Source organism: Acidovorax sp. SRI_002, assembly GCF_057586455.1.
Genome location: NZ_JBYCZW010000007.1, coordinates 243,692 through 268,516, shown reverse-complemented (window position 1 = coordinate 268,516; position 24,825 = coordinate 243,692). Strand labels below are relative to the sequence as shown.

Genomic DNA, 24,825 nt, shown 5'->3' with positions numbered 1-24,825 from the left:
AGCGCTGAAGCGCAATTTTCCTTAGAACCTGGCTTGGCGCCACGCCAGGGCGCCCACCAGCAAAGTGAGCAGCAACAGGGCCCATTCACTCAACGTGGGGATGTTGTGCGCGGCAGCCAGCGGCATCACCGGGTCCAAAATGACACCGTTCGCCGTCCAGTCGTCGTCGCCTAGCTGGCCGTCGGTCACGCTAAAGTGCACGGTGCTGCCGCTGATGACCAGATTGGACGGCGCAAAGAAACTGGCGCTGACAGCATTGCTCGCGGCCTTGCCGTACTTGGCGAACACGGTGACGGGCTGTGGCCAATGGGTGGTGATGGTCACGGTGGCCCCCGGCGTGCAGCCCACGAGCCGGAAGACGAACATGCCTTGCGGTGCACCCTGCCCCGGCGGGGCAGCTGTGGCGGCAGTGAAGCGGGTGGCCGTCGTATCGAATTGGCAGGTCTCGCCGCCGCCCGACAGGCTGGCGCTGGCCGGCCCTGAGCTGCCCCCGCCGCTCGAGGGCACTGTCGGACCACTGAAGCTCGCGGAGCCGATCGTGAAGCTCTGCCGCGCCCGGGTGGCTGCGGCGTAGACAGCGTTGCCCGCCTGGTCGGCCTGGATGGAGCATGTACCGGCGCCGGTAAAGGCCACCGCGCCGTTTGCCGCCACCGTGCAGGCACCCGGCGTGGATGCGGCCGTGTCGAGGCTGAACGTGACCGGCAGACCCGATCCGCCGCCCGTGGCCGCCGCCAGATAGGTCCCGCCCACCTTGGCGAACGCTGCAGGTGTTGTGGTGAAGCTGATGGACTGGCCCAGTTGCGCGCCATGCAGCACGTTGACGGCGAACGTTGCGGTGATGCCGGCGTCGCCCCTGCTGGTGACGGTCAGCGTGCGCGGGCCCACACCCGAGAACGTGACGGCGAACGGCACACTGCCGTCGCTTTGCTGAATGGCGCCGGGTAGGGAGTCGGCGGGGTTGCTGCTGGTGATGATCCAGCGCGTGGTGTCGTCGATGTTCTGGCCCACCGGGTCGGCCACGGCCAGCACGAAGGGCTGCGGCGCACCGGCACCGACCGCCACCACGGTGGCGCCAGGCGCCGTCTCCACACGGGCCGGACCGCTCAGCGACGGCAAGGGCAGCGGCAGGTTCTCGAAGTCGATGGCGGTGCGCAGGTTGTGTCCCGCCATGCTCACGATGCCGCGGTACGTGCCCACCACGCGGTTGGCCCTGGCTTCGTGAATGCCGTAGCCAATGTAGCTGGCCATGTCGCCCGACAGGCTCTGGGGGCCCAGGTCGGCGGGCACTTGGGCGCTGGCGCCGCTTTGGGGCAGAGCAAGGTCGATGTCTGCCGCATAGGGTACATGGCCGCCGGCTGCGGTGTCGGCCCAGGGCCCGATGACAATGACACGGCCCGAGCTGGTGAACGGCTGCCCGAGGCGGGCGCGCAGCGACAGCGCGCTGTGGCACGTGCCCGCGCTGCCCGTGTACTGCAGGCACAGGCTCAATGCATGTGTGCTGTCGTCCTTGTCGAAGTCGAAGGGTGACCGCCACACGTCCTTCTCAGGTTTGATGACGGTGATGAAACGCGGCGCATGCCCGGTGCGGGTGTTGCGGCTGCTGTCCAGCGTTATCGGCGATTGCACGTTGGTGGTGACGGCCGCCGCAAAGTCCTGGTTGCGGTTGCCGTTGTACGCGCTGGCCAGCGTGTCGATATAGCGATCGGTGGTATCGGCGACCACAGTCTGGCGAGGCGCGCTGCGGTCCAGTGCCGCCGTGGCGATGAGGTCCGCGCCCGGCGGCTCCGCCCAGCCGTCGTTCCACGATCGCACCACCTGACCGCTCACGTTGAACCTGCGTCGCCCGTAGACCTGCACCTGCGGCTGCGGCGTGGTCTGGTCCAGCACCGGCCCGTTCACATGCATGACCAGCGACTGCTTGCCTGCCATCGAACCCGTACTGAACAGCACCTGGCGCAGCGGAAAGCCGACTTCGAGCGGCTGCGGCTGCAACAGTGCATAGGCGCGGTCCCCTGCCGCGCCGCCAAGCCACAGGTTTTCGTCCTGCCGGAAGTCCTGCGCGGCGACGGTCGGGTCGGTGGACGACTGACGCACGCTGGTGGAGGCATAGGGTCTGCTGCTGATGCCCGCCAGACCCTCCAGCGTGATCAGCAATTGCGCCTGGTGCAGCACGCGCGCCTGGCCCACCGGCTGCTCGCGGCTGGCGAACTCGAAGCTGCCGTAGGAACCATCGGTGTCCTGCGCGGCTTCCACGCGCAGCATCGATTCCACACCCTGCGCCAGCCGGTGCTTGACGAGCTCGGTCACGTCGAAGCTGTAGAAGCCGCGCTCGGTAATGCGCAAGGGCTGCGTCGGCCGGTCCGCATCGGTGGCGCGCCCACCGACGGCGCTGGCCAGTTGCAGGTCGCAGGCGGGAGCCGTGCCCTCGTGCGCAAAGCAGTCTGCGCCCCCGGCCTGGTAGGCACCGAAGATGGCGATGTAGCCCGAGGTGGTCACCTTGTCGACATACAGCACCAGCCGTGCGCGCACCACCTTGCCGGCGTCGAGCGTATAGCTGTCATGGCCTACGGTGGCAACCGTGTTGTCGGTGTCCACATTCAACTTGGTCAGCGCACCGTCTGGCAAGGTGGCATAAGAGAACTTCAACTGCGCGCTGGCCCCCTCGCTCACTGGCAGGCTGGTGCCGTGGGGCGCATAGCCCGCGCCGGTGGTGCTTCCGTCGGCCACCAGGGGCGCCTCGATCCACGACGGCTGGGCCACGCTGCAGGCCTGCAGCAGCAGCACCATGGCCAGCGCGCCCAGCGCCACCGCGCTGCGCGCGCGCAACCAGGCCCGGTGCATGAGCGGGGTGTGAAGGACATTTTTGAGCATATTTTTAGCCTCTATCGCTTTCTGATCAAGCGCTGACAGCTATAACTTCAATAGCAAAAAGCCAGCAAAGCCAGCGCGTGACCCGGATGCTAGGGACAGGGGGCGGTTTCGTATGTCCCCCTTTTGGGCGACATGCCCGTGCCCAGCGGCTGTGGCAGCATCGGTGCATGCCACCGCCTTCTTCCATTGCCTCCACCCCCGTTCGCGTCGCCGTGGTCGAGGACGACGCCGCCTGCCGCACCGCCCTGGCCCACGCGCTGCAAGGCGCCAGCGACATGCGCCTGGCGTGGACGGCCTCCAGCCGCACCGAGGCCATGGCCGCGCTGGCGCAGGACGACGCCGCGCCGCTGGACGTGCTGCTGCTCGACCTGGGCCTGCCCGACGGCAGCGGGCTGGACGTGCTGGCCGCGCTGCGGGCACGCTGGCCGCAGGCGGCGGCCATGGTCAGCACCATCTTCGGCGACGAGGTGCACGTGCTGGATGCCATCGCCGCCGGTGCCATGGGCTATTTGCTCAAAGACTTGCCCGCCACCGCCGTGGTGGACGAAGTGCGCAGCCTGCACGCAGGCGGCAGCCCCATCAACCCCATGGTGGCGCGCAAGCTGTTGCTGCTGCGCCAGACGCAGCCCGCGCTGGCGGCGGCGCCGCCCCCGCCGCCGGGCGCAGGCCTGGGCGCAAGCGCACCCCCGTCCGCGCGCGAGGCCGAACTGCTGCGCCTAGTGGCGCGCGGCCATACGCTGGACGAGGTCGCCCGCGCAATGGGCGTCTCGCGCCACACCGTGCGCACCTTTGTGCGACGCGTATATGCCAAGCTGCAGGTCACCACGCAGGCCGAGGCCGTGAGCGCCGCAGCGCGCCAGGGCTGGATCCATGCGGCCGACTGAGGCGGCGCGCCGGGTGCTGCGGCGTTGGCGGCTGCTGGCAATGCCGTTGGTGCTGCTGCTGGTGATGATGCTGGTGCCGTGCACGCACGCCGCAGAGGCCGTGCACCTGTTGCAGGCCGAGACCTGGTCTTCGCCCAGCGGCGACTGGGCGCCACCGCCTTCGCTGCACGCATCCGGCGATGCGGTGCTGGACGCCGCGACGCCCTGGGCCGCCGTGGCCCTGCCCCATGCTCGCCCGCGCAGCACCGCGTCCAGCGCCGAGCAGGCCAGCGCGCCGCCCGAAGTGCAGTGGTACCGCCTGCGCGTGCCCGCCAACGCGCTGCCGCACGGCACTCCGCAGGGTATGCGCCTGTACATCCCGCGCTGGCAGACGGTGGGCACGGTGGCCGTGTATGCCAACGGACGCCTTGCATGGCAGACGCGCGGCAGCCGCGTGTGGAACGGCTTCAACCGCCCGGTATGGCTGGATCTGAAGGGCCTAGACCAAGCGGGTGCAGCGCCGCAGCTGCACGTGCGCATGGCCAGCCTGCCGGGCGTGGGCGGGGCGCTGTCCTCGGTGTGGGCCGGACCGGCTGAGGCGCTGCGGCCAGCCTGGCGGCTGCGCGAGCTGCTGCAGACCGGCCTGGTGACCTACCTGCGGGGCGCCTACCTGGTGCTGGGCGTGCTGGCGCTGATGGTGTGGCTGATGCGGCGGGCGCGGGGCCATGGCGAGGGGCGCGAGGAAGCAGGCTACTTGCTGTTCTTCCTGTTGTCGGTGGCGCACCTGCTGGCGACGCTGTTCTATCTGGTGGACGAGGAAGGCCTGGCCGTGCCCGACGCCTGGTTCTCCTGGCTCACGCTGGTGGGGTCACTGGGCTCCTCGGTGTGTTCTTTCTTGCTGCTGCGGCAGATGCAGGGCTGGCACAGGCCCCGGCTGGCACGGGCGCTGATGGCCTACTGCTGGCTGGTGGCGGCTGCAGCGCTGCCGTTGTGGGGGCTCAGGCACGAGGCGATGCTTCCGCTGCTGCGCCTGGCGCTGTTCCCGCCGGGGGTGGTGGTGCTGTATGTGGCGGCGCGCGGCGCGTGGACGCACCGCACGGGGGCCAACGTTCTACTGTGCGGCGCCGTGGCGCTGTCGTTTCCGATGGCGTTCCATGACCTGGCGATGCAGCGGTATCTCATCAGCATCGAGCACATTTACCTCACCCCCTATGCCTACATGGGCGTGCTCACCATGTTCCTGTGGGTGGCCTTCACGCGCTACCAGCGCGCGCTGGGCGCGGCCGAGCTGGCCAATGCCGTGCAGGCCGAGCGCCTGGCCGCGCAAGAACAGCAACTGCGCGAAACCCACGAGCGGCTGCGCGCCGCCGAGCGCGAACAGACGCTGCTCCAAGAGCGCCAGCGCCTGATGCGCGAGATGCACGACGGCGTGGGCTCGTCACTGATGAGCGCGCTGCGGCTGGTGGAGAACGAGCCCGCCGCGCGCCTGGACGTGGCGCCGGTGCTGCGCGAGTGCATCGACGACCTGAAGCTGTCCATCGACTCGCTGGAGCCTGTGGACGCCGACCTGCTGGCCCTGCTTGCGCGCCTGCGCTTCCGGCTGGGCCCCCGTCTAGAGGGCGCTGGCCTGGCGTTGCGCTGGCAGGTGGACGATGTGCCGCCCCTGCCCTGGCTCGATTCGCAGAGCGCGCTGCATGTGCTGCGCATCCTGCAGGAGGTGCTGACCAACATCCTCAAGCACAGCGGCGCGATGGAGATCACGCTCGGCACCGCTGAATCGGTGCGCGGAGGTGTGCCCGGCGTGCAGGTGTGCGTGCAGGACAACGGCACCCCCTTCACCGCGCCCCCACCCGATGCGCTACCGCCCGCGCGCAGGGGCCTGGCCAACGTGCGTAGCCGCGCACTGGCGCTGGGCGCGCAGTGTTCGTGGGACACCTGGGGGGCGCTGGGGAAGGGCTGCGGTTCGCGCTTCACGCTGTGGCTGCCGCTGCACAAGCCATGAGGCATCTCGACCCTGCGAACCCGGTCAGTGGCCAGTGCACTGGGCTTGGCAGCGATCCACTCAGTAGCATTTCAGTCAGGAGAAGCCGAGCGCCGCGATGTCCACCACGTCCATCTGCCCGGGCTCCAGAAAGTCCCGCGCGTAGCGCAGGTACACCCCCTCACGCACAAACACCTCGAACAGGTCCGGGTCGATGTGCCCGTTGTCGCGCATCCTGCACATGATGGCAATCGCATCTGACAAGGTCATACCGTTCTTGTAGGGCCGATCAGCCGCTGTCAGCGCCTCGAAGATGTCGGCAATGCCCATCATGCGGGCCTGCAGCGACATCTGGTCACGTGTAAGGCCGCGCGGGTAGCCCTTGCCGTCCATGCGTTCGTGGTGGCCGCCCGCATACTCCGGCACGTTCTTGAGGTGCCGTGGCCAGGGCAGCGTCTCCAGCATCTTGATGGTGGCAACGATGTGGTAATTGATGGTGTCGCGCTCGGCCTGGTTCAGGGTGCCGGATCGGATGGTGAGGTTCTCCACCTCCTCGGCCGTAAGGAAGCTTGTCTGCACCCCCTGTGGGTTGCGCCAGTGCCGCATGGCGGCGATGTCACGCACGCGCTGCTGGTCCTCGGGGCGCATGGCCTCGGTGCCGGTATTGCAGCGGCGCAGAAACTCGCGGTCTTCTTCCAGTGTGTGGATTTCGTGCTGCAGGGCTTGCAGCTCCTGCCCCTCGGCACGCGCATCCACCACCGGGCGCAGCGCCAGTTGGCGGCGCAGTGCGGCCAGCTCGGCATCGCGCTTCAAGACTTCAAACCGCGTGTCCACCAGCCCAATGCGGTCGTACAGGGTCTGCAGCTTGGTGGCCTTGTCCACCACGTGCACGGGCGTGGTGATCTTGCCGCAGTCGTGCAGCAGGCCGGCCATCTTGAGTTCGTAGCGGTCCCGGTCACTCATGCGAAAGCCCGCCAGCGGCCCCTGGTTGGTGGCATTCACCGCCTCGGCCAGCATCATGGTGAGGGCGGGCACACGCTGGCAATGGCCACCGGTGTAGGGCGACTTTTCGTCAATGGCCAGGTTGATCAGGTTCACGAACGACTCGAACAGGCGCTCCAGCTGCGTGATGAGCAAGCGGTTGGTGAGGGCAATGGCAGCCTGCGAGGCCAGCGACTCGGCCAGGCCCTGGTCGGCCTCGGAGAACGTGGTGACCTCGCCGGTCTCCCATTGCCGCGCGTTGATGAGCTGCAGCACGCCGATCAGTTCGTGGTCGTGGTTCTTCATCGGCACGGTCAGAAACGATTGCGAGCGGTACCCCGTGCGCGCATCGAAACTGCGGGTGCCTGAAAAATCAAACCCCTCGGCACTGTACGCGTCGGCAATGTTCACCGTGCGGTCGTGGATGGCGGCATACGCGGCCACCAGCGAATCGTTGGGGCTGCCATCTGCGTTGCGCAGCGGCAGGTGCGGAAAATCAATGGGTTTGCCCGTGGTGCCCCCCAGGCGAATGTCCAGCGAGTCGGTGCGCAGTATCTCGAACTTGAGCGACTTCCCGTCCTCCGTCACGCTGTAGAGCGTTCCGCCGTCCGCGCCCGTGATGGCCTTGGCAGCCTCCAGAATGTTCTCCAGCAGGCGGTCGATGTTGCGCTCGCGGGAGAGCGCAGCCCCAATACCGTTGAGCTGCTCCAGGCGGCGAAACAGGTTGAGGGAGGGTTCTTGGGCCATAAAACACCTCGGGCGCATGTTGGAGACGCTTGCATCGTAACGAAAAGTGACCGCTATCATCACCCCTTCTTTTCCGCTCTCTCCCCCATTTCGTGGATTCGGTCACACCTCGCTTTCTCACTGTTGCGCTTTACCAGTTTGTCGATCTGCCCGACTGCGCCACGCTGCGCGCGCCCCTGCAGACACTGTGCGACGAGCGCGGCGTGCGCGGCATGCTGCTGCTGGCGCCCGAGGGCATCAACGGCACCATTGCGGGTGCACCCGCCGATGTGTTGGCCGTGCTCACCTGGCTGCGCAGCGATGCCCGCTTTGCGAACCTGCAGCACAAAGAAGCCCCCACCGACCGCCAACCGTTCTACCGCATGCGCGTGCGCCTCAAGCGCGAGATCGTCACCCTGGGAGTGCCGGGCCTGAACCCCGCGCGCAACACGGGCACCTATGTGAAGCCCGAGGACTGGAACGCCCTCATCGACGACCCCGGCGTGGTGGTGGTGGACACGCGCAACGACTACGAAGTGGGCATTGGAACGTTTGAACGCGCCATCAACCCCCACACCAAGAGCTTTGCCGAGTTCCCGGCCTGGGTGGCGCAGCAGTCGCAGCCCGGCGGCGTGCTGGCGGGTAACCCGCGCGTGGCCATGTTCTGCACGGGCGGCATACGGTGCGAGAAATCCACCGCCTACCTCAAATCGCAGGGCTTTGACGAGGTGTACCACTTGGAAGGCGGCATCCTCAAATACCTGGAAACCGTGCCCGAAGAAGACAGCCTGTGGCATGGCGACTGCTTCGTGTTTGACGAACGTGTGTCGGTGGGCCACGGCCTGGCTCCGGGGCACCACCAACTGTGCCGCTCTTGCCGCATGCCACTGGGCGAGGCCGAGCTGCAGTCGCCGCATTACGTGCGCGGCGTGAGCTGCCCGTATTGCCACGGCACGCGCACACCCGAGCAGGAACGCGCGCTGGCAGAGCGGCAACGCCAGATGGACCTGGCGGATCAGCGCGGGCAAGCGCATATCGGCGCGCGGCAACCGGGCAACCGAGCGCGATTCAGCTCCAGCGACGAAAAAAATGATCGCGAGGACGACTCCGCGTGAGCGCTGCCCTGCCCGTCCTCTATTCCTTTCGTCGCTGCCCCTACGCCATGCGCGCCCGGCTGGCGCTGGCTGTCAGTGGCCAGGCCTGCGAACTGCGCGAGGTGGTGTTGCGCAACAAGCCACAGGGCCTGCTGCACGCCTCCCCCAAGGGCACTGTGCCCGTGCTGGTGCTGCCGACTGGCCAGGTGCTGGAGCAGAGCCTGGAGATCATGCTGTGGGCGCTGGCGCAGCACGACCCCGAGGGCTGGCTCATCCCCAGCCACGGCAATCTGCAGGCCATGCTGGCGCTGATTGCCGAATGCGATGGCCCGTTCAAGCAGGCGCTGGACCGGTGCAAATATCCCAGCCGCTACCCCGATGCCGACACGAATGCAGAACGCGCCCGCGCCGTGGCCTGGCTGGGGGGGCTGGAGGCGCGTCTCTGGCCGGACCAGCCCTATCTGTTCGGCACCCATGCGGCCCTGGCCGATATGGCGATTGCGCCTTTTGTACGGCAGTTTGCAGGCATTGATGCCGATTGGTGGGCCGCACAGCCCTGGCCCCGCCTGCAAGCCTGGCTGGCGCAGTGGCAGGCCAGCGATCTTTTGGCCAGCGTGATGCACAAGCTACCCGCATGGGTGGATGGGACAGAGGGTGTGCTGTTTGCGCATCCGGCAAAGAGGCTCGCGCCTGGGGCCGACACCGCACTGCCAGACTCCGAAGGACGCTGACATGGTGGGGTCTGTTCTCGTCGGCATGCTGTGCGCTCACCTGCTGTGCTTTGCGGTGATGTTTTTGCTCATCAGCAAGCGCTTGCAGGGCAAGAAGATGGGCATGGATTTTTTTGCCATGGGCAACTTGCTGCTGGGGCTTGCCTATGTGCTGCAGTTGGTGGAAGGCGGCCCGGCCTGGAGCATGATGAGCGTGGTCAACCACACCCTCACCCTGGCGGCCCCGATCACCTATGGCCTCGGGGTCATGCGGTTCTTTGGATTTCCCGCGCCGCTGTGGCGGCCGCTGGCGGCATTTGTGCTCGCCTACTCCGCCGCACAGGCACTGATTCAGTGGAGCTTGGGGCCGGTCGCCCGCTACGCCATGCTGTCCGGGATGTCTGCGCTGCTGTTCCTGGTCATGACGCTCGCGGCACTCTATGGTGTTCGCACATTCGCCAAGCACCTGTACCGCGAAATGGCATTTTTCGCGCTCCTGATCAGTGGCATCTGCATTCTGAACGCAATCAAGTTCATAAGGCTACTCCAGGGCGGACTGGAAGTGCTGCACATGGACAGCAGCTTTCAGATGGTGTTCTACATCTATATGTCGTCCCTGGCGACGGTGGTGCCACCCTTCATGATTTGGCTGGTGTTCCGGCGCCTGACCGATGATCTGAGCCAGATGGCGGCGCGCGATCCCATGACGAAACTGCTCAATCGCCGGGGGCTTTCAGAAGCGCTGGAGCAACACTTCAACCTCCACAACGTCGCGCCCGCTTACTTGCTGCTGCTGGACGTGGACCACTTCAAACGTATCAACGACACCTACGGACACCAGGCTGGCGACACCGTGCTGCGCCATGTTGCAGATGTGCTGCGCACCACCGTGCGCCGAGGCGACCTGACGGGCCGCATAGGAGGAGAAGAGTTTGTGGCTGTCTGCCTCGACAGTGATGATGTCGGCGTCGTGCAGTTGGCAGAACGACTGCGCGCAGCGGTCGAAGAACAGGCCATTCACGTGAGCGGCCACGACAAACCGCTGCACTGCACCGTCACCATTGGTGTGTCACCCCGGTTCGCCAACGGCCACGCCTTGGAGAAGGCCCTGCGGGCTGCCGATGTCGCGCTTTACCAGGGCAAGGCAGCTGGGCGCAACCGGATCGAGAAGGCCCATGCATTCGCTCATATCGCACCATTGCCAGGCGCTGGCGCCTCTGCGACCACCTGATCGAATGCTCCCGAAACCTGGATTCTCAGCGTGAAGACCTGCCATGCCAACGCAAAAAAAAATGGCGCTCACAAGGAGCGCCTTTTTTTCTGATGCAAGTTACGGGCTACGACAAGCGAGCCGACCCCGGCGCATCAAGCCATCGAGTAACCGGAACCCCGACGATTGCCGCTGGTGAACCCGCGCACCAACAGCGCCAGCAGCACCACCGCAAACCCCACAAAACACACAAACGACCAGTTGGCTATCGAGCCGCCCAGGAAGGTCCAGTCAATCGCAGCGCAGTCACCGGAGCCCCGGAAGATCATGGGGATGGCGCGGCTGATGGGATAGTTTTCGATCATGCCGTAGAAGTCGCGGCCGCAGGTGGCGACTTCGGGTGGGTACCACTGCAGCCAGCTCTGGCGGGCCGCCACGAAGGCGCCGAAGCCGGATGCGATCAGGGCCAGCGCGCCCCAGCCCATCCACCAGCCTTTTGAGCCCCTAGCGCTTGCCAGACCTGTGAAGATTGCTACACCAATGAGAGCATAGCGCTGCACGATGCACATGGGGCATGGCTCCAGGCCCACCACATGCTGCAGGTACATGCCAAACGCCAGCATGGCCACGCAGGCCACACTGATCAACGCCAGCACGCGGCGCGGGGCCTGATCGATCCAGTTCAACACCATCATTCTTATCCCTCATCCAACAGTAACCGCCCAGGGCATTGCCTCTGAAACCGTCACAGCCCAAACGCGCGGACGGCCAGCAAGGGCCGTCCCACAGCAAAGGCCGTCGTCCCCCTCAGGGGAAGACGCGAAGCGGCTCAGGGGGAGTCAAATCCCAGCAGCGTGATCCAAGAACACTCGGGCGCGGCGTGGTGTGACCACCAGCGTTTCGCCCTCTTTGAAACCCATTTCCTTGAATTGCTGCGCAGGGATCTGCGCTTCAATCAAGGATTCTGGGGACGCATTGTCCGCTGGTTTGTGGTCGTCGGAGGGAATAAGTTCCAGCCTTGCAATCGGGCCCACCACAATGGCGCGGCTGAGCTGGGCCACGATGCCGCGCGGGCGGCCTTCGGCGTCGAGCCCTGCACCGGGCGAATAGCGCTCCACGTCCAGGTCGTGCGGGCGCACGTAAGCAAAGGCCTTGGCGTTCTGCGCCTGGCTGTGCTCGGGCGAGTCGATCTGCATGCCGTCCAGGTGCACCAGGCCTTCATGGGCGCGACCGTGGAACAGGTTCACATCACCCAAAAAGCCATACACAAACGGACTGGCTGGCTGGTCCCATACCTGCTGGGGCGAGCCGCTTTGCTCAATGCGGCCCTGGTTGATCACCACCACGCGGTCGGCCACTTCCAGCGCTTCTTCCTGGTCATGGGTCACGAAGATCGAGGTGACATGCAGTTCGTCGTGCAGGCGGCGCAGCCAGCGGCGCAGTTCCTTGCGCACCTTGGCGTCCAGGGCGCCGAAGGGTTCGTCGAGCAGCAGCACCTTGGGCTCCACCGCCAGGGCACGGGCCAGGGCGATGCGCTGGCGCTGGCCACCGGACAGCTGCGAGGGGTAGCGCTCGGCCAGCCAGTCGAGCTGCACGAGCTTGAGCAGGTCAGTCACCTTTTGCTTGATCTGCGCCTCGCTCGGTCGCTCTTTGCGGGGCTTCACGCGCAGGCCGAAGGCCACGTTCTCGAACACCGTCATGTGGCGGAACAGCGCGTAGTGCTGGAACACAAAGCCCACGTTGCGCTCGCGCACGTGCACATCGGTGGTGTCTTCGCCGCTGAAATGGATGGTGCCCACATCGGCCGTCTCCAGGCCCGCGATGATGCGCAGCAGCGTGGTCTTGCCGCAGCCCGAGGGGCCCAGCAGCGCGATGAGTTCGCCCGACGCGATATCGAGGCTCACATCGCGCAGCGCCTGGAAGTCGCCGAATTGCTTGCTGACGTTACGGATTTCAATGCTCATGGTCTTCTTCCTTCAGCGGGCGGTTGGCAAAGGCGCGGGCCGCTCGGGGGGCAATTCGGCAGCCGCCTTCAGCGCCTGCTCGTTGCGGTGCTCTGCAATGGTCTTGATCACCAGGGTGACGAGCGCCAGCAGCGCCAGCAGCGAGGCCGCCGCAAACGCAGCCACCGACTGGTATTCGTTGTAGAGAATCTCGACGTGCAGCGGGATGGTGTTGGTCTGCCCACGGATGTGGCCCGACACCACGGATACCGCGCCAAACTCGCCCATGGCCCGCGCATTGCACAGGATCACGCCGTACAGCAGGCCCCACTTGATGTTGGGCAGCGTCACGTACCAGAAGGTCTGCCAGCCGGTGGCGCCCAGCACGATGGCGGCCTGCTCCTCGTCGTTGCCCTGCGCCTGCATCAGCGGGATCAGCTCGCGGGCGATGAACGGAAAGGTCACAAACACGGTGGCCAGCACGATGCCCGGCACGGCAAAGATGATCTTGATGTCGTGCGCCTGCAGCCAGGGGCCAAACCAGCCCTGCGCGCCGAACATCAGCACGTAGATCAGGCCCGCCACCACGGGCGATACCGAAAACGGCAGGTCCACCAGCGTCGTCAAGAACGCCTTGCCCTTGAACTCGTACTTGGCAATGCACCATGCAGCCGCCACGCCAAACACGAGGTTCAGCGGCACGGCGATGAGTGCAGTGATCAGCGTGAGTTTGATGGCCGACCAGGCATCGGGTTCACGCAGGCCTTCCAGGTACGCGCCAAAGCCCTTGCGCAGCGCCTCGGCAAACACCGCGGCCAGCGGCAGCACCAGGAACAGCAGCATGAAGATCAGCGCGATGGTGATCAACGTGTAGCGGACCCAGGGCGCTTCAGTAGTGCCCGCTTGTGCGCGGCGGATAGTCCGGGAGTTGTTGCCGCTCATGCTGGAGCCCCCGCGTGGCGCCGCTGCCAGGCCTGCAGCGCGTTGATGATGAGCAGCAGGATGAAGGAGATGACCAGCATCACCACCGCCACCGCGGTAGCACCTGCGTAGTCGTACTGCTCGAGCTTGCCGATGATGATGAGCGGCGTGATTTCAGACACCATGGGCATGTTGCCGGCGATGAAGATCACCGAGCCGTACTCCCCCACCGCCCGCGCGAACGCCATGGCAAAGCCGGTGAGCAGCGCGGGGGTGATGGAAGGCAGGATGACCTTGGTGAAGGTTTGAAGGCGCGTGGCCCCGAGGCAGGTGGCGGCTTCTTCAAGTTCTTTTTCAGCGTCTTCCAGCACGGGTTGCACGGTGCGCACCACGAACGGCAGGCCGATGAAGATCAGCGCGATCACGATGCCTGCGGGCTTGAACGCCAGCTGGATGCCCATGGGCTCCAGGATGCTGCCGACCCAGCCATTGCCAGCCAGCAAGGCGGTCAGCGAGATGCCGGCCACGGCGGTGGGCAGCGCAAACGGCAGGTCTACCAGCGCGTCCACAATCTTCTTGCCCGGAAACTTGTAGCGCACCAGCACCCAGGCGATCAGCAGGCCGAACACCAGGTTGACCAGCGCCGCAAGGAATGAAGCCCCGAAGGTGAGCCGGTACGAAGCCATCACGCGGGGCGCACTGATGGCCGCCCAGAACTGCTCCCAGGTCAGCGTGAAGGTCTTGAAGATCAGTGCCGACAACGGGATCAGCACGATGATGCTCAGATAGAAAAGCGTGTAGCCCAGAGTCAGTCCGAAGCCGGGCAGCACGCGTTTGGGCGCGCGCCGTCCGGCCGGGGCTGCGGCCACTGCAGTCGCGGTGGTCATAAGTGAGGAGGTAGAAACGAAACGCGCTGGCTTACTTGGCGCCGGGCGTGTAGAGCTTGTCGAACTGGCCGCCATCATTGAAGTGCACCTTCTGCGCTTCGGTCAGCGAGCCGAAATACTTGGCCACCGTGAACTGCTTGAGCGGCTTGAACGTGTCGGCGTACTTCTTGAGCACGGTTTCCGAGCGGGGACGAATCGCATGCTTGGCCGCGATCTCCTGCGCTTCATCAGAGTACAGGTAGTCCAGGTACGCCTTGGCCAGCTGGGCCGTGCCCTTCTTGGCCACGGTGCGCTCCACCACGGCCACGGGGTTCTCGGCCACTACGCTCACAGAGGGGTAGATCGCATCGACCTTGCCCGCGCCGAATTCGCGGTCGATGGAGACCACCTCGGATTCAAAGGTGATCAGCACATCGCCCTGGTTGCGCTGCAGGAAGGTGGCCGTGGCATCACGGCCGCCCTTGGCCAGGATAGGCACGTTCTTGTAGAGCTTGCCCACAAACTCGGCGGCCTGCGCCTCGGTGCCACCCTTTTCACGCACGGCGCCCCAGGCAGCCAGGTAGGCATAACGGCCGTTGCCGCCGGTCTTGGGGTTCACCACAATCACCTGCACGCCGGGCTTGATGAGGTCTTCCCAGTCCTTGATGCCCTTGGGGTTGCCGTTGCGCACCAGGAACAGCATGGTCGAGGTGGTGGGCGATGCATCGTGCGGAAACTTCTTGGCCCAGTCCTTGGCCACCACGCCGCTGTCGGCCAGGAACTGCACGTCGGTGGTGGTGTTCATGGTCACCACGTCGGCGGCCAGGCCGTCGTTCACGGCACGGGCTTGGGCGCTGGAGCCGGCGTGCGACTGGTCGATCTTCACGTCCTGGCCAGTGGTCTTCTTGTAGTGCGCGGCAAAGGCGGCGTTGTAGTCCTTGTAGAACTCGCGGGCCACGTCATACGACACGTTCAACAGGGAATTCTGTGCGGCAGCCATGCCGCTGGCGGCCAGGGCCAGGGAGGCAAGAAGGGTCTTGAGTTTCAAAGAAGTCATGGTGGTGTCGCCCAAAAAATACTGGAGATGGCGCATTGTGCGGAGGCGCCCTTAAAACTCAAAAGAATATATTCTTGTTAATTAATCGTATATTGGTATATGGATTTTTCATCGACCGCCGCAGGTCGATTGCATGCCTGCCCGGGTAGCCACCCCGTACGCGGCGCTTCAAGCCAAATAAGCCGCTAGCGCTTTAATATCAAGCGCTAATAGCTATAAAAATTATAGCAATCAGGCCGCTGCAGACGTTACGTGTGTTGGGGCGGCAGGCTGCTGCGGCACGGCGTGGTCGCCTTCCAGCGATTGCAGCAATGCCCAGCCCAGGGGCCATTCGCCATGGCCCGAGTCGATGTTGATGTGCCCGGCGTTTTGCATGCGCACGAACTCGCTGCCCCAGGCCCGGGCATAGGCACCCGCCAGCCGGATGGGGCAAAAAGGGTCGTTGCTGCTGGCCACCACAATGCTGCGGTAGGGCAGCGCGGCGTAGGGCACGGGCGCAAAGTCGCTCAGGATGGCGCGGCGCTCCGGGTCTGCCGGGGCCACCAGCAGCGCGCCGCACACCCGGGACGCGGCCTCGGAGCCCATATGAGAGGTAGCGATGCAGCCCAGGCTGTGCGCCACGATCACCACGGGTTTCGCCGCGGCCAAAACGGTCTTTTCCAGTTGCCCCACCCAGGCCGTCCGGGTGGGCGTGATCCAGTCGTCCTGCACCACGCGGCGCGCATTGGGCAGGCGCTCGGCCCACAGGCTTTGCCAGTGTCCGGGGCCAGAGTCGCGCCAGCCGGGGACGATGATGATGGAGATGGTAGAGGTCACAGCACTTGCATTCTGCGAGCCGCGCTTTAAAACCCAAACGACTTAATTTTTGTTATTTAATCGCCAAAACATCTAAAAAAAGCCTCAGTTCCTGCCCAGACAAACAAGCATTGACTATCGAGTAAATAAGTTAAACCAAACGGTTTAATTTGCAACCAATCAGTACAATGTAACTAAAAGCAAACATCTTGTCGTGGTCTGCCCCTCCAACGGGGACGCCTGGCGGTTTGTATGGGCAACGTCGCCCCAAGACATCTTCAAGAGGCTCCTTCAATGCACACATGGAAAATCAGCCAGCGCCTGATGGCGGGCTTCGGCCTGGTCATCGTGGCTTTGCTCGGCATGTCGGTCTACAGCGTGCTTATTGCACGGGGCATCGATGGCGCATTGACCGCCAATGCCACGCAAAACGCTGTCATCCAGCGCACTGCCATCAACTTCCGGGGTTCGGCCCACGACCGCTCCATCGCGGTGCGGGATGTGGTGCTGGCGCCCAACGACTAGGCGCGCAAAAAAGAGATTGAATCCATCGCGCGGCTGGCCGACTTTTATGCCCAGTCCGCCACGCAACTCGACAACGTGCTGAAAACCGTAAAAGAGGTCCCACCCGAAGTGGGCCCCATGGTGCAAGCGCTCAAGGACATCGAAGCACGCACGGTGGCCACCACCAGCAAGGTGGTTGCACTGATGCAGGCTGGCGACCGCGCGGGCGCCGAAGCCCTGCTCTGGGCCGAGGCCAAACCGCAGTACGAGCAATGGCTGGCCGCAGCCAACAAGCTCATCGACTACGAGGAAGGCCGCATCATCAAGAACAGCCAGACGGCCAACCAGGACGCCAGCCAGTTCACCGGCGTGATGCTGACCATCACCCTGCTGGCCGTGCTGATCAGCGTGGCGGTGACAGTGCTGGTATCGCGCAGCATTGGCCGCGAGCTGGGGGCAGAGCCGAGCGAAGTGCGCGCCGTGGTGCAGGCCATCCAGCAAGGCAACCTGACGGCGCACGTGCAGGTCAAGGCGGGCGACACCGGCAGCGTGATGGTGGCCGTGCGCGACATGCAACAGCGCTTTCATGAACTGGTCTCGGCCGTGCGCGACAACATTGCGCAGCTGCGCACCGCCAGCGACGACATCAGCAGTGGCAACCAGAACCTGGGCCACCGCACCGAACAAGCCGCCAGCAGCCTGGAGCAAACCGCCGCCAGCATGGAAGAGCTGACCGCCACCGTGCGCCAGAGCGCCGACTCGGCCCGCCAGGCCAACCAACTGGCCACAACCGCCGCCAGCACCGCCACCAAGGGCGGCGAGGTGATGCAGCAGGTGGTGAGCACCATGCAGGACATCCACCACAGCAGCCAGAAGATCGCCGACATCATCGGCGTGATCGACGGCATTGCGTTCCAGACCAACATCCTGGCGCTGAACGCTGCCGTGGAAGCAGCGCGCGCGGGTGAACAGGGGCGCGGCTTTGCGGTGGTGGCCACCGAGGTGCGCAGCCTGGCACAGCGCAGCGCAGAGGCCGCCAAGGAGATCAAGGCGCTGATCCAGTCCAGTGTCGAAAAAGTGGACTCGGGCACCCAGCTCGTGGCGAATGCGGGTGACACCATGAACGAGATCGTGCAAGGCGTGCAGCGCGTGAACGGCATCATTGGTGAGATCAGCACCGCCGCTGCCGAGCAGAGCGACGGCATCTCGCAGGTCAACGTGGCCGTGACCCAGCTGGACCAGATGACGCAGCAAAACGGCGCGCTGGTGGGTGAAAGCACCGCTGCCGCAGAGAACCTGCGCCAGCAGGCCCAGCGCCTGGCAGAGCTGGTGGCCGTGTTCCAGGTCAGCGGCAGCGCTGCAGCAGGCATGGGCACACGCGCCACAGCGAGTCACCGGGGCAATGCCCTGCCCACCACCAGCGCGCGACGCCTCGCTCACTGAGACCGCAGTGCGAACGGTAGGCCCGCAAGCTTGGGTGCGATGCAGTGCTGAAAACTATTTTTGATTTTTTTCGGCACCTCTCAACCCCATTGACCCACCCCGTTCGTTTCATACAGCACCACCACATTTTTTTGATGGAGCTGCTATGAAACCCCGTTCGCTCACCCTGCCCGCCCTCGCCGCCCTGACGGCATTGCTGGGCCTGGCCCACCTTCCTGCCCAGGCCATTGGCCGCCTGGCTGATGTCACCATCGTGGACCGTGACACCGGCGCCACGCTGCCGGTGCACTACGCCCGGGGCGAATACTGGGTGGCAGGGCGGCCCGGGGCGCGGTATGCCATCACGGTGCGCAACCGGCTGGGAGAGCGGGTGCTGGCCGTTCCCTCGGTGGACGGAGTCAATGTGCTCAGCGGCGAAACCGCTGCATGGGACCAGCGCGGGTATGTGTTCTCGCCGTACGAGCGCTACCAGATCACCGGCTGGCGCAAGAGCGACAGCCAGGTAGCGGCCTTCGAGTTTTCCCACATTGCCAACTCGTATGCCGCCCGCACGGGCCGCCCGGCGCATGTGGGCGTGATTGGCGTGGCACTGTTCCGCGAACAGGCGCCGGTGCCCCAGCCTGCCCCCGCCATCACCCCCGAGCCCTACAGCCAGCGCCGTGACAACGGCCACGGCCTCGGGCGCCTGCGGGAGGAACCCGCGTCACCCGCTGCCGCTGCACCGGCGGCCCCTGATCCATCGGCCGAATCCTCTGCCCGCTCGCAATCTGCCGACAGTGTGGCCAAGGCCGCCCCCATGCCGTCGGCCAAGCTGGGCACGGCGCACGGCCAGCGCGAGACATCGGTCGTCACCCACACCAGCTTCACGCGCCTGCAGGAGCAGCCCAATGAAATCATCAGCATCCGCTACGACAGCCGCGAGAACCTGGTGGCCAGCGGCATCATCCGCGAACGGCCAGCGCGCATGCCGGTGCCCCGGGCATTCCCGCAATCGGACAACCTGTCCTATGTGCCGGACCCGAATTGACTGGGCCCGAGATAGCGGACCGGCCATGCGCAGCCGTCCCGCGCGCAGGTGAACGGGCGCCTCGCACAGTGCGCGGCGGCCGACTGCCCCTGATCCGACCCAGCCATTCCGCTCGTTTCACTCAGCACCAATAACATCGTCAAAGGGCCGCTATGAAAACCGGTTCCCCCACACTCCCTGCCCTCAACCATACCACCGTCACCGCGCTGGCCGTACTGCTCGCGCTGACCAGCTTGCCCGCCCAGGCCATCGGCCGCCTGGCCCAAGTCACTATCGTCAACCCCAATACAGGCGCCAGGCTGCCGATGTACTACGCCAAGGGCCAATACTGGGTCGCTGGCCGACCTGGGGCCCAGTATGCGGTCACATTGCACAATCGCAGCGGCGATAGGGTGAATGTCGTGCTAATGGTGGATGGCGTCGACGTACTAACCGGTCAGACCGATGAGTTCACCGGTCAGAACGACGGGTGGAGACGGAGCGGCTATGTGTTCTTGCCCCATGCGCGCGATCGAATTGCCGGCTGGTACAAATCCAGCGGCACGTTGCCTCACTTCGAGTTCGCAAACGTTGCAAACTCCCACGCCGACCTCACTGCGCGCTCAACCAAGGTGGGCCTGATCCAGATTGCATTGTTCCGCCAGCGGATCATCGACCCCGTTGCACAGGTGAGGCCTGAACCGTCCGGCCAACACCGCAACAAAGTTAGCAGCGAAGACCGTCTGAGCGAGGAAGCCCCGCACGGGCAGCGCCAGACCCCGGTTGTGTCGCACCTCCTCGAAGAGGTCATCAGCATCCGTTACGACAGCCGCAAAAACCTGATTGCAAAAGGCGTGATCCGAAAGCGGCGTGCGCACCCGCCGGTACCGCAAACCGTGCCGCAATCGGACAACGTGTCTTACGTACCAGACCCGAGGTAGGCCCTGAATGCAACCCCAGCGGATCTGTCCGCCAGCGCATGAGTCCCTCCCATAATGCGCGGGTGCCATCCACCCCATTCCCCGCCACCATGGAGGACTCCGACGAAGCGCTGATGTTGCGCTACGCCGCAGGAGAATTGGGCGCGTTCGATGTACTGTATGGGCGGCACGAACTGGCGGTGTGGCGGTTTGTGTTTCGCAGCGTCAAGGTGCAGGCCGAGGCCGATGACCTGCTGCAGGACGTGTGGTTTGCCGTGGCGCGCAATGCTGCCCGCTACGAGGTGAAAGCCAAGTTCCGCACCTGGCTGTTCACCCTGGCGCACCACCGGCTGGTGGACCACCTGCGCACCGCCAGGCACCACACCAGCCTGGATGCGAGCGACGACGATGCGCGCAGGCTGGCCGACACACTGGTGGCCGACTCGGGCTTTGGGCCCGTGCGGCAACTACAGTCGCGCGAACAGGCGGCCGCGCTGATTGCGGCGGTGGAACAGTTGCCGCTGGAGCAGCGCGAGGCCTTCCTGCTGCAGGCCGAAGGCGACCTGGGCGTGCAGGAGATTGCCGAGGCCACCGGCGTGAATTTCGAAACCGCCAAGAGCCGCCTGCGCTACGCGCGGGCCAGCCTGCGCCAGCACCTCAAGGAGTTTGTATGAGCCTGCAGGACGACGAGCTGGTCCGGCGCTACCACGAAGCCAGCGCGCAGGAAGGCGCCCGCCCCGGCGCGCATGTGCGCGAGGCCGTGCGCGCGCATGCACAGATGGTGGCGGCCGCCCACACTGCAGGCCCCGCTCCAACGCCTGAAGCCCCCGCCGCCAACCAGGCACACTGGAAGATCTCGGCCCTGGCCACCGTGGCCGTGGTGGGCCTGACCGGTTTGCTGATGCTGCAGTTCGAACGCGGCACGCCCGAGGAGCGGGACACCGCATTCAGCCACCGCCGGGCCGAGGCGCCCGCACCTGCAGCCCAAACCGCCCCAGCCCCCGCGCCCTCGGCCGCCCCCACACCCAAGCCCCTGCCAGAGGCCCTCTCCCCGCCTCCGTCGGCCACATTGCCAGCCCCCCCCGACAGCGCACAGGAGCAGGAGCGCGCCCGCAACACCACCAGCCCGACCACCGGGGCCGTGGCCCCCAAGTCCACCACGGCACCTTCGCCTGCGCACGCACCGCCCCCCGCGCAGCCCTTAGCCAAGACCGCGCCAGCACCAACCCCGGCACCGACTCCAGCACCTGCCACGGCTGTGGTCCCCGCCCCCGCGTCTGCCTCCACAGCAGCCGCAGAAACTGAAACCCTGCACGCCCCCCGCGCAGCCGGAGCCATGTCTGGGTTCCCCGCATCGCCCTCCCCGGTCGCCGCCCCCAACGCCGAGAGCCGCGAGCACGCGGCAACAGCTCCCACAAAACAGCCCCCCCCACCAGCCGCGCCCGAGCCCCAGGCAGCGGCCGCTGCTGCAGCCCCGGCCGCCCGCAGCCCGCTGGCCGACTCTGTGGCCCGCGACAGCAACGGAGCAGCCACCGCCTCCATGCAAAAACGCCTCGGTGCATCGTTGCCAGGCAACGTGTGGGACGCTGCCCGTGCGGGCAACCCCCAGCAGATAGAAAGCCTCGTCCGCCAGGGAACGCCTGTGGACGCCCGCGACAACGAGGGCAGAACCGCCTTGATGCTGGCAGCGATGAACGGCCACACCACCACCGCCCAGAAGCTCCTGGCCCTGGGCGCCAACCCCCGGCTGGTGGACCGCGAGGGCCTGAATGCGGCGCAGTGGGCTGCGCAGCGGGGGCATACGCGCCTGGCCGAGTTGCTGGAGGCGGTGCGCTGAGGGCGGCGGTGATGGACTCAGCCCGAACGGTCTTCTGATTGATCAGCCGCGCATCGGCATCAGAACCGCACGGCCTCAAACGCCGGATGCAGCGCGTCGATCCAGTGGTCCAGCTCGTCCTGCGTTACGTGCAGGTGGTCCATGCAGGCCTGCCCATGCTGCTGCCATTCGCGCGTGGGCGGCAGGTTGTCATGCTGATTGACCAGAAACTCGGCCAGCAGGCCCAGGGCCACCAGGTGGCGTACGGTAGGGTCAAATCGCTCGTCATCAAGGCAGGCAAAGTCGTGGTGCAGCCAGATGGCTTGCGCTACGTCGCCTGGCAGGTGCCAGGTGCGCGCGACGATGGCGCCCATCACGGCGTGGTCGGTGCGGTGGCTGGCGTTTTCGGTCTGGGTGAAGGTGCGGTCCTTGCGTGCCAGGGCCTCGGTCACGGTGCCAGCATAGCCGCGCACCGCCTTCACCAACACCGGCATGCCCACATGGCAGAACAGACCGAAGCTGTAGCCCAGGCCCGGGTCAAAGCTGTAGAGCTGGTGGCCGATGTGTTCGCAGGCGATGGCGCGGCGCTGCGAGCTTTCCCAGAAATGCTCCAGCAACGGGGACCGCACCTGCAGCGCGTTGCGCGTGATGAAGGCCGACAGCAACTGCACCGCAGGCTGCAGCCCCAACACCGTGAGCGCCATGCCCACGGTCTGCACCGGCTGGGCCAGGCCATACAGCGGGCTGTTGGCCAGTCGCATGACGGCAGCGGCCAGGGCCACGTCGGAGGACGCCAATTGTTCCAGGGCCGCCGAATCCAGCTCGGGCTCGGCCATGATCTGCTGCAGGCGCAGCAACGACTCGGGGCACGGCGGAACCACGATGGCCCGCACGGCGGGGTGCACACGGGCCTGCCGGATGTCTTGGTCGATGGGGTGTGGAGCAGTCACAAAAAATCCCCGGGCCGCCGCGTGTGCTGAACACAGGGACGGGGGCAGCCCGCACAGTTGCAATTCGTTGCATTGTGGGGCCAAAAAGCGTGCCGCCCATTGAACCCGTGTACAAGCGCAGTCTTTGCGCTCAGCAACTCAGATATTCGCGCCGTCGAGCCCCTGCAGGGCCTGCCGCGTGCTCAGGCTGCTGCGCCCGGGCATGGCCTCGCCCAGGTAGTCCAGAAACCGCCGCACGGCGGGCGACAGCCCACGGCGCGAGGGGAACACCGCATGCACGATGGCGGGCGCGGGCGCCCAGTCAGGCAGCACCCTCACCAGCTTGCGCTCGCGCATTTCTTCCTGGCACATGTAGTCGGGCATCCAGCACACGCCGGTGCCTGCCACGGCGGCGTATTTGAGTGTGAGCAGGTCATCGGCCACATAGCGCGGCGTGTGCTGCACCATCTGGTGCACGCCGCCAGGGCCGATGAGATTCCAGATGGACCGGCCCTCGGGTGCCGACATGGCAATGCTGTCAAGCTTGGCCAGATCGTCCAGCGTCTTTGGCGTGCCCTGGCGGATCAGCAGCTCGGGGCTGGCCACCAGGATCTGCGTGGTGTGGTCCAGCCGCTTGACGACCATGCTGCCGCTGTCGTCCACCGAGGGGCGCACGCGCAGCGCCACGTCGATGCCCTCCTCCACCAGGTTCACCGCACGGTTGCTCACCAGCATGTCGATACGCACCTCGGGGTACTGGGCGAGAAACCGGGGCATCAGCTCGGCCACCACGGTCTGCGCCAGCGTCACCGGGCAACTCACGCGGATGGTGCCGCGCGGTGTGGTCTGCACCTGGGCCACAGTGTCGGCCGCAGCCTGGGCCGACTCGCGCATGGCCTGGCAATGGCGCAAGTAGGCCTCGCCTACTTCGGTCAGCGACAGCTTGCGGGTGGTGCGTTGCAGCAGACGCACACCCAGCTGCGCCTCCAGGTCGGACACGCGCCGCGACAGGCGCGACTTGGGGATGCCGAGGGCGCGGCCCGCAGCGGCAAAGCCACCGCGCTCCACCACTTCGGCGAAATACAGCATGTCATTGAGGTCTTGCATGGTGGAAGTGCGGGTTGTAGCCACGCGCGATTCATTCGATGGATGGAACAATCTATCTCAAATTAACCACCTTATCAACAAACGGATGAACAACCACAATTCATCCCATGGCCACACGCTGTGGCTCCATCCACAGAACCCCAAGGAGTTTTTCATGCAACTGCTTCACGTCGATTCCGCCATCACCGGTGCCAACTCCGTTTCGCGACAGCTCACGGCACAGATCGTGGCCGCCTACAAAGCCAGCCATCCAGCCACCGAGGTGACCTACCTCGATCTGGTAGCCAACACCCCCGCACACTTCACAATGGACGCAATGACTCCGCGCACTGGCCAGACCGAAGGCTTGAGCGAAGCGCAAAAGCGCGAGAACGCGGTGTCCGAGCAACTGGTCAGCCAGTTTCTGGCAGCCGACGTGGTGGTGATTGGCGCACCGCTGTACAACTTCAGCATTCCCACCCAGCTCAAGGCCTGGATCGACCGGCTTGCCCAACCCGGCCGCACGTTCCAGTACACCGCCAACGGGCCCGAAGGCCTGGCCAAAGGCAAGACTGTGATCGTGGCCTCCACCCGGGGTGGCGTGTATTCCACCAGCGAAGGCGGCCAGGCCATGGAGCACCAGGAGAGCTACCTGAAGGTGGTGTTCGGCTTCTTCGGCATCACCGACGTGCGGTTTGTGCGCGCTGAAGGCGTGGCCATGGGCCCTGATGCCAAGGCCGCAGCCCTGGCTTCCGCCGAAGTGGAAATCACCAACCACACCGGCGCCGCAGCCAACCAGGCCAGCGTAGCGCAAGCGGCCTGAACGGCAACTGCAGGGCCCTGGGGACCCTCTGCACGAATCACCGCACCGTGTGCATCTGCGGACTCGGGTGGTCTGCGGTGTTGCAAAACCTCGCAATAGCTACAGCTATTGCTGCGTTTTGCGCCTGGCAGCCCCTCCAGATCCGCAGCGCACACTTACCACTCGATTCGTGCAGAGGATCCCTAGTGTCCTGAGTTGGAAATTCATTTCATCAACGAACTTCCAGCTCAGGACACCAGGCCCCGCCAACATTGCAAAACCCGGCTCCATGCCGGGCTTT

22 protein-coding genes are annotated in these 24,825 nt (G+C 65.6%); 12 read left to right on the top strand and 10 right to left on the bottom strand.

Annotation, left to right across the window (positions count from 1 at the left end; all coding sequences use genetic code 11):
• Nucleotides 1-21: 21 nt before the first annotated feature.
• Entirely contained in the window at nt 22-2,871 is a 2,850-nt protein-coding gene (locus AC2YJX_RS20520; RefSeq protein WP_487257133.1) for an IPTL-CTERM sorting domain-containing protein, read from the bottom strand.
• 167 nt (nt 2,872-3,038) lie between these two features.
• On the opposite strand from AC2YJX_RS20520, the gene AC2YJX_RS20515 reads away from it, so the two are divergent.
• Both AC2YJX_RS20515 and AC2YJX_RS20510 read left to right on the top strand, forming a co-directional pair.
• The gene (locus AC2YJX_RS20515; RefSeq protein WP_228895020.1) at nt 3,039-3,755 is read left to right on the top strand and encodes a response regulator transcription factor; all 717 of its coding nucleotides are present in this window, start codon (nt 3,039-3,041) and stop codon (nt 3,753-3,755) included.
• Nucleotides 3,742-5,736 (top strand): sensor histidine kinase, encoded by a 1,995-nt coding sequence (locus AC2YJX_RS20510; protein WP_228895018.1) that lies wholly within the window; start codon nt 3,742-3,744, stop codon nt 5,734-5,736. The genes AC2YJX_RS20515 and AC2YJX_RS20510 overlap by 14 nt, the downstream gene beginning before the upstream one ends.
• A gap of 75 nt (nt 5,737-5,811) precedes the next feature.
• Here the strand turns inward: AC2YJX_RS20510 and AC2YJX_RS20505 are convergent, their stop codons facing one another.
• Nucleotides 5,812-7,443, bottom strand: coding sequence for an HD domain-containing phosphohydrolase (locus tag AC2YJX_RS20505; protein WP_487257132.1), 1,632 nt, complete (start codon nt 7,441-7,443; stop codon nt 5,812-5,814).
• 92 nt (nt 7,444-7,535) lie between these two features.
• Here AC2YJX_RS20505 and trhO point away from each other — a divergent pair, with 92 nt between their 5' ends.
• From trhO to AC2YJX_RS20490, 3 genes are read left to right on the top strand one after another with little or no spacing between them, the layout of a single operon-like run.
• The gene (gene trhO, locus AC2YJX_RS20500; protein WP_487257131.1) at nt 7,536-8,537 is read left to right on the top strand and encodes an oxygen-dependent tRNA uridine(34) hydroxylase TrhO; all 1,002 of its coding nucleotides are present in this window, start codon (nt 7,536-7,538) and stop codon (nt 8,535-8,537) included.
• 47 nt (nt 8,538-8,584) lie between these two features.
• Nucleotides 8,585-9,247 (top strand): glutathione S-transferase, encoded by a 663-nt coding sequence (locus tag AC2YJX_RS20495; RefSeq protein WP_487257174.1) that lies wholly within the window; start codon nt 8,585-8,587, stop codon nt 9,245-9,247.
• A 1-nt stretch (nt 9,248) separates the two neighbouring features.
• A complete protein-coding gene (locus AC2YJX_RS20490) occupies nt 9,249-10,457 on the top strand; it encodes a GGDEF domain-containing protein (protein WP_487257173.1) in 1,209 nt (402 codons plus the stop codon).
• A 134-nt stretch (nt 10,458-10,591) separates the two neighbouring features.
• On the opposite strand, the gene AC2YJX_RS20485 is transcribed toward AC2YJX_RS20490, so the two are convergent.
• The 6 genes from AC2YJX_RS20485 to AC2YJX_RS20460 all read right to left on the bottom strand — a co-directional run bounded on the left by AC2YJX_RS20485 (nt 10,592) and on the right by AC2YJX_RS20460 (nt 16,039).
• A complete protein-coding gene (locus AC2YJX_RS20485; RefSeq protein WP_199731376.1) occupies nt 10,592-11,128 on the bottom strand; it encodes a disulfide bond formation protein B in 537 nt (178 codons plus the stop codon).
• Nucleotides 11,129-11,275: 147 nt separating this feature from the next.
• On the bottom strand, nt 11,276-12,400 hold the full coding sequence (locus AC2YJX_RS20480) for a sulfate/molybdate ABC transporter ATP-binding protein (protein WP_055397497.1): 1,125 nt from the start codon (nt 12,398-12,400) through the stop codon (nt 11,276-11,278).
• A gap of 12 nt (nt 12,401-12,412) precedes the next feature.
• Nucleotides 12,413-13,321: a sulfate ABC transporter permease subunit CysW gene (gene cysW, locus AC2YJX_RS20475; protein ID WP_029413814.1), complete on the bottom strand. Its 909-nt coding sequence runs from the start codon at nt 13,319-13,321 to the stop codon at nt 12,413-12,415.
• A complete protein-coding gene (gene cysT, locus AC2YJX_RS20470; RefSeq protein WP_436126501.1) occupies nt 13,318-14,187 on the bottom strand; it encodes a sulfate ABC transporter permease subunit CysT in 870 nt (289 codons plus the stop codon). The genes cysW and cysT overlap by 4 nt, the downstream gene beginning before the upstream one ends.
• A gap of 31 nt (nt 14,188-14,218) precedes the next feature.
• A complete protein-coding gene (locus AC2YJX_RS20465; protein WP_029413810.1) occupies nt 14,219-15,223 on the bottom strand; it encodes a sulfate ABC transporter substrate-binding protein in 1,005 nt (334 codons plus the stop codon).
• Between the two features lie 231 nt (nt 15,224-15,454).
• Nucleotides 15,455-16,039, bottom strand: coding sequence for an RBBP9/YdeN family alpha/beta hydrolase (locus AC2YJX_RS20460; RefSeq protein ID WP_487257130.1), 585 nt, complete (start codon nt 16,037-16,039; stop codon nt 15,455-15,457).
• Between the two features lie 273 nt (nt 16,040-16,312).
• On the opposite strand from AC2YJX_RS20460, the gene AC2YJX_RS20455 reads away from it, so the two are divergent.
• From AC2YJX_RS20455 to AC2YJX_RS20430, 6 genes are all read left to right on the top strand, one after another.
• Nucleotides 16,313-16,543, top strand: a complete 231-nt coding sequence (locus tag AC2YJX_RS20455; protein WP_487257129.1) for a hypothetical protein — start codon at nt 16,313-16,315, stop codon at nt 16,541-16,543.
• Nucleotides 16,544-16,618: 75 nt separating this feature from the next.
• Nucleotides 16,619-17,965, top strand: a complete 1,347-nt coding sequence (locus AC2YJX_RS20450) for a methyl-accepting chemotaxis protein (RefSeq protein ID WP_487257128.1) — start codon at nt 16,619-16,621, stop codon at nt 17,963-17,965.
• A gap of 145 nt (nt 17,966-18,110) precedes the next feature.
• On the top strand, nt 18,111-18,992 hold the full coding sequence (locus AC2YJX_RS20445) for a hypothetical protein (protein ID WP_487257127.1): 882 nt from the start codon (nt 18,111-18,113) through the stop codon (nt 18,990-18,992).
• Between the two features lie 152 nt (nt 18,993-19,144).
• Nucleotides 19,145-19,912 carry a hypothetical protein gene (locus AC2YJX_RS20440; RefSeq protein ID WP_487257126.1) on the top strand — a complete coding sequence of 256 codons (768 nt, stop codon included), beginning with the start codon at nt 19,145-19,147 and terminating at the stop codon, nt 19,910-19,912.
• Nucleotides 19,913-19,950: 38 nt separating this feature from the next.
• Complete coding sequence (locus tag AC2YJX_RS20435; protein ID WP_370449732.1) at nt 19,951-20,565, top strand: sigma-70 family RNA polymerase sigma factor; 615 nt, start codon at nt 19,951-19,953, stop codon at nt 20,563-20,565.
• Nucleotides 20,562-21,728, top strand: coding sequence for an ankyrin repeat domain-containing protein (locus AC2YJX_RS20430; RefSeq protein WP_487257125.1), 1,167 nt, complete (start codon nt 20,562-20,564; stop codon nt 21,726-21,728). The genes AC2YJX_RS20435 and AC2YJX_RS20430 overlap by 4 nt, the downstream gene beginning before the upstream one ends.
• Before the next feature lie 59 nt (nt 21,729-21,787).
• Here the strand turns inward: AC2YJX_RS20430 and AC2YJX_RS20425 are convergent, their stop codons facing one another.
• Both AC2YJX_RS20425 and AC2YJX_RS20420 read right to left on the bottom strand, forming a co-directional pair.
• Nucleotides 21,788-22,657 carry an HDOD domain-containing protein gene (locus AC2YJX_RS20425; protein ID WP_055397514.1) on the bottom strand — a complete coding sequence of 290 codons (870 nt, stop codon included), beginning with the start codon at nt 22,655-22,657 and terminating at the stop codon, nt 21,788-21,790.
• 138 nt (nt 22,658-22,795) lie between these two features.
• Nucleotides 22,796-23,743 (bottom strand): LysR family transcriptional regulator, encoded by a 948-nt coding sequence (locus AC2YJX_RS20420; protein WP_055397516.1) that lies wholly within the window; start codon nt 23,741-23,743, stop codon nt 22,796-22,798.
• A gap of 154 nt (nt 23,744-23,897) precedes the next feature.
• On the opposite strand from AC2YJX_RS20420, the gene AC2YJX_RS20415 reads away from it, so the two are divergent.
• The gene (locus tag AC2YJX_RS20415) at nt 23,898-24,545 is read left to right on the top strand and encodes an FMN-dependent NADH-azoreductase (RefSeq protein WP_121419901.1); all 648 of its coding nucleotides are present in this window, start codon (nt 23,898-23,900) and stop codon (nt 24,543-24,545) included.
• Nucleotides 24,546-24,825: the final 280 nt, after the last annotated feature.

Coding starts and splice junctions, on each gene's coding strand:
- AC2YJX_RS20520 (WP_487257133.1), bottom strand. CDS start 2,871: ATGCTCAAAAATGTCCTTCACACCCCGCTCATGCACCGGGCCTGGTTG.
- AC2YJX_RS20515 (WP_228895020.1), top strand. CDS start 3,039: ATGCCACCGCCTTCTTCCATTGCCTCCACCCCCGTTCGCGTCGCCGTG.
- AC2YJX_RS20510 (WP_228895018.1), top strand. CDS start 3,742: ATGCGGCCGACTGAGGCGGCGCGCCGGGTGCTGCGGCGTTGGCGGCTG.
- AC2YJX_RS20505 (WP_487257132.1), bottom strand. CDS start 7,443: ATGGCCCAAGAACCCTCCCTCAACCTGTTTCGCCGCCTGGAGCAGCTC.
- AC2YJX_RS20495 (WP_487257174.1), top strand. CDS start 8,585: ATGCGCGCCCGGCTGGCGCTGGCTGTCAGTGGCCAGGCCTGCGAACTG.
- AC2YJX_RS20490 (WP_487257173.1), top strand. CDS start 9,249: ATGGTGGGGTCTGTTCTCGTCGGCATGCTGTGCGCTCACCTGCTGTGC.
- AC2YJX_RS20485 (WP_199731376.1), bottom strand. CDS start 11,128: ATGGTGTTGAACTGGATCGATCAGGCCCCGCGCCGCGTGCTGGCGTTG.
- AC2YJX_RS20480 (WP_055397497.1), bottom strand. CDS start 12,400: ATGAGCATTGAAATCCGTAACGTCAGCAAGCAATTCGGCGACTTCCAG.
- cysW (WP_029413814.1), bottom strand. CDS start 13,321: ATGAGCGGCAACAACTCCCGGACTATCCGCCGCGCACAAGCGGGCACT.
- cysT (WP_436126501.1), bottom strand. CDS start 14,187: ATGACCACCGCGACTGCAGTGGCCGCAGCCCCGGCCGGACGGCGCGCG.
- AC2YJX_RS20465 (WP_029413810.1), bottom strand. CDS start 15,223: ATGACTTCTTTGAAACTCAAGACCCTTCTTGCCTCCCTGGCCCTGGCC.
- AC2YJX_RS20455 (WP_487257129.1), top strand. CDS start 16,313: ATGCACACATGGAAAATCAGCCAGCGCCTGATGGCGGGCTTCGGCCTG.
- AC2YJX_RS20445 (WP_487257127.1), top strand. CDS start 18,111: ATGAAACCCCGTTCGCTCACCCTGCCCGCCCTCGCCGCCCTGACGGCA.
- AC2YJX_RS20440 (WP_487257126.1), top strand. CDS start 19,145: ATGAAAACCGGTTCCCCCACACTCCCTGCCCTCAACCATACCACCGTC.
- AC2YJX_RS20435 (WP_370449732.1), top strand. CDS start 19,951: ATGAGTCCCTCCCATAATGCGCGGGTGCCATCCACCCCATTCCCCGCC.
- AC2YJX_RS20430 (WP_487257125.1), top strand. CDS start 20,562: ATGAGCCTGCAGGACGACGAGCTGGTCCGGCGCTACCACGAAGCCAGC.
- AC2YJX_RS20420 (WP_055397516.1), bottom strand. CDS start 23,743: ATGCAAGACCTCAATGACATGCTGTATTTCGCCGAAGTGGTGGAGCGC.
- AC2YJX_RS20415 (WP_121419901.1), top strand. CDS start 23,898: ATGCAACTGCTTCACGTCGATTCCGCCATCACCGGTGCCAACTCCGTT.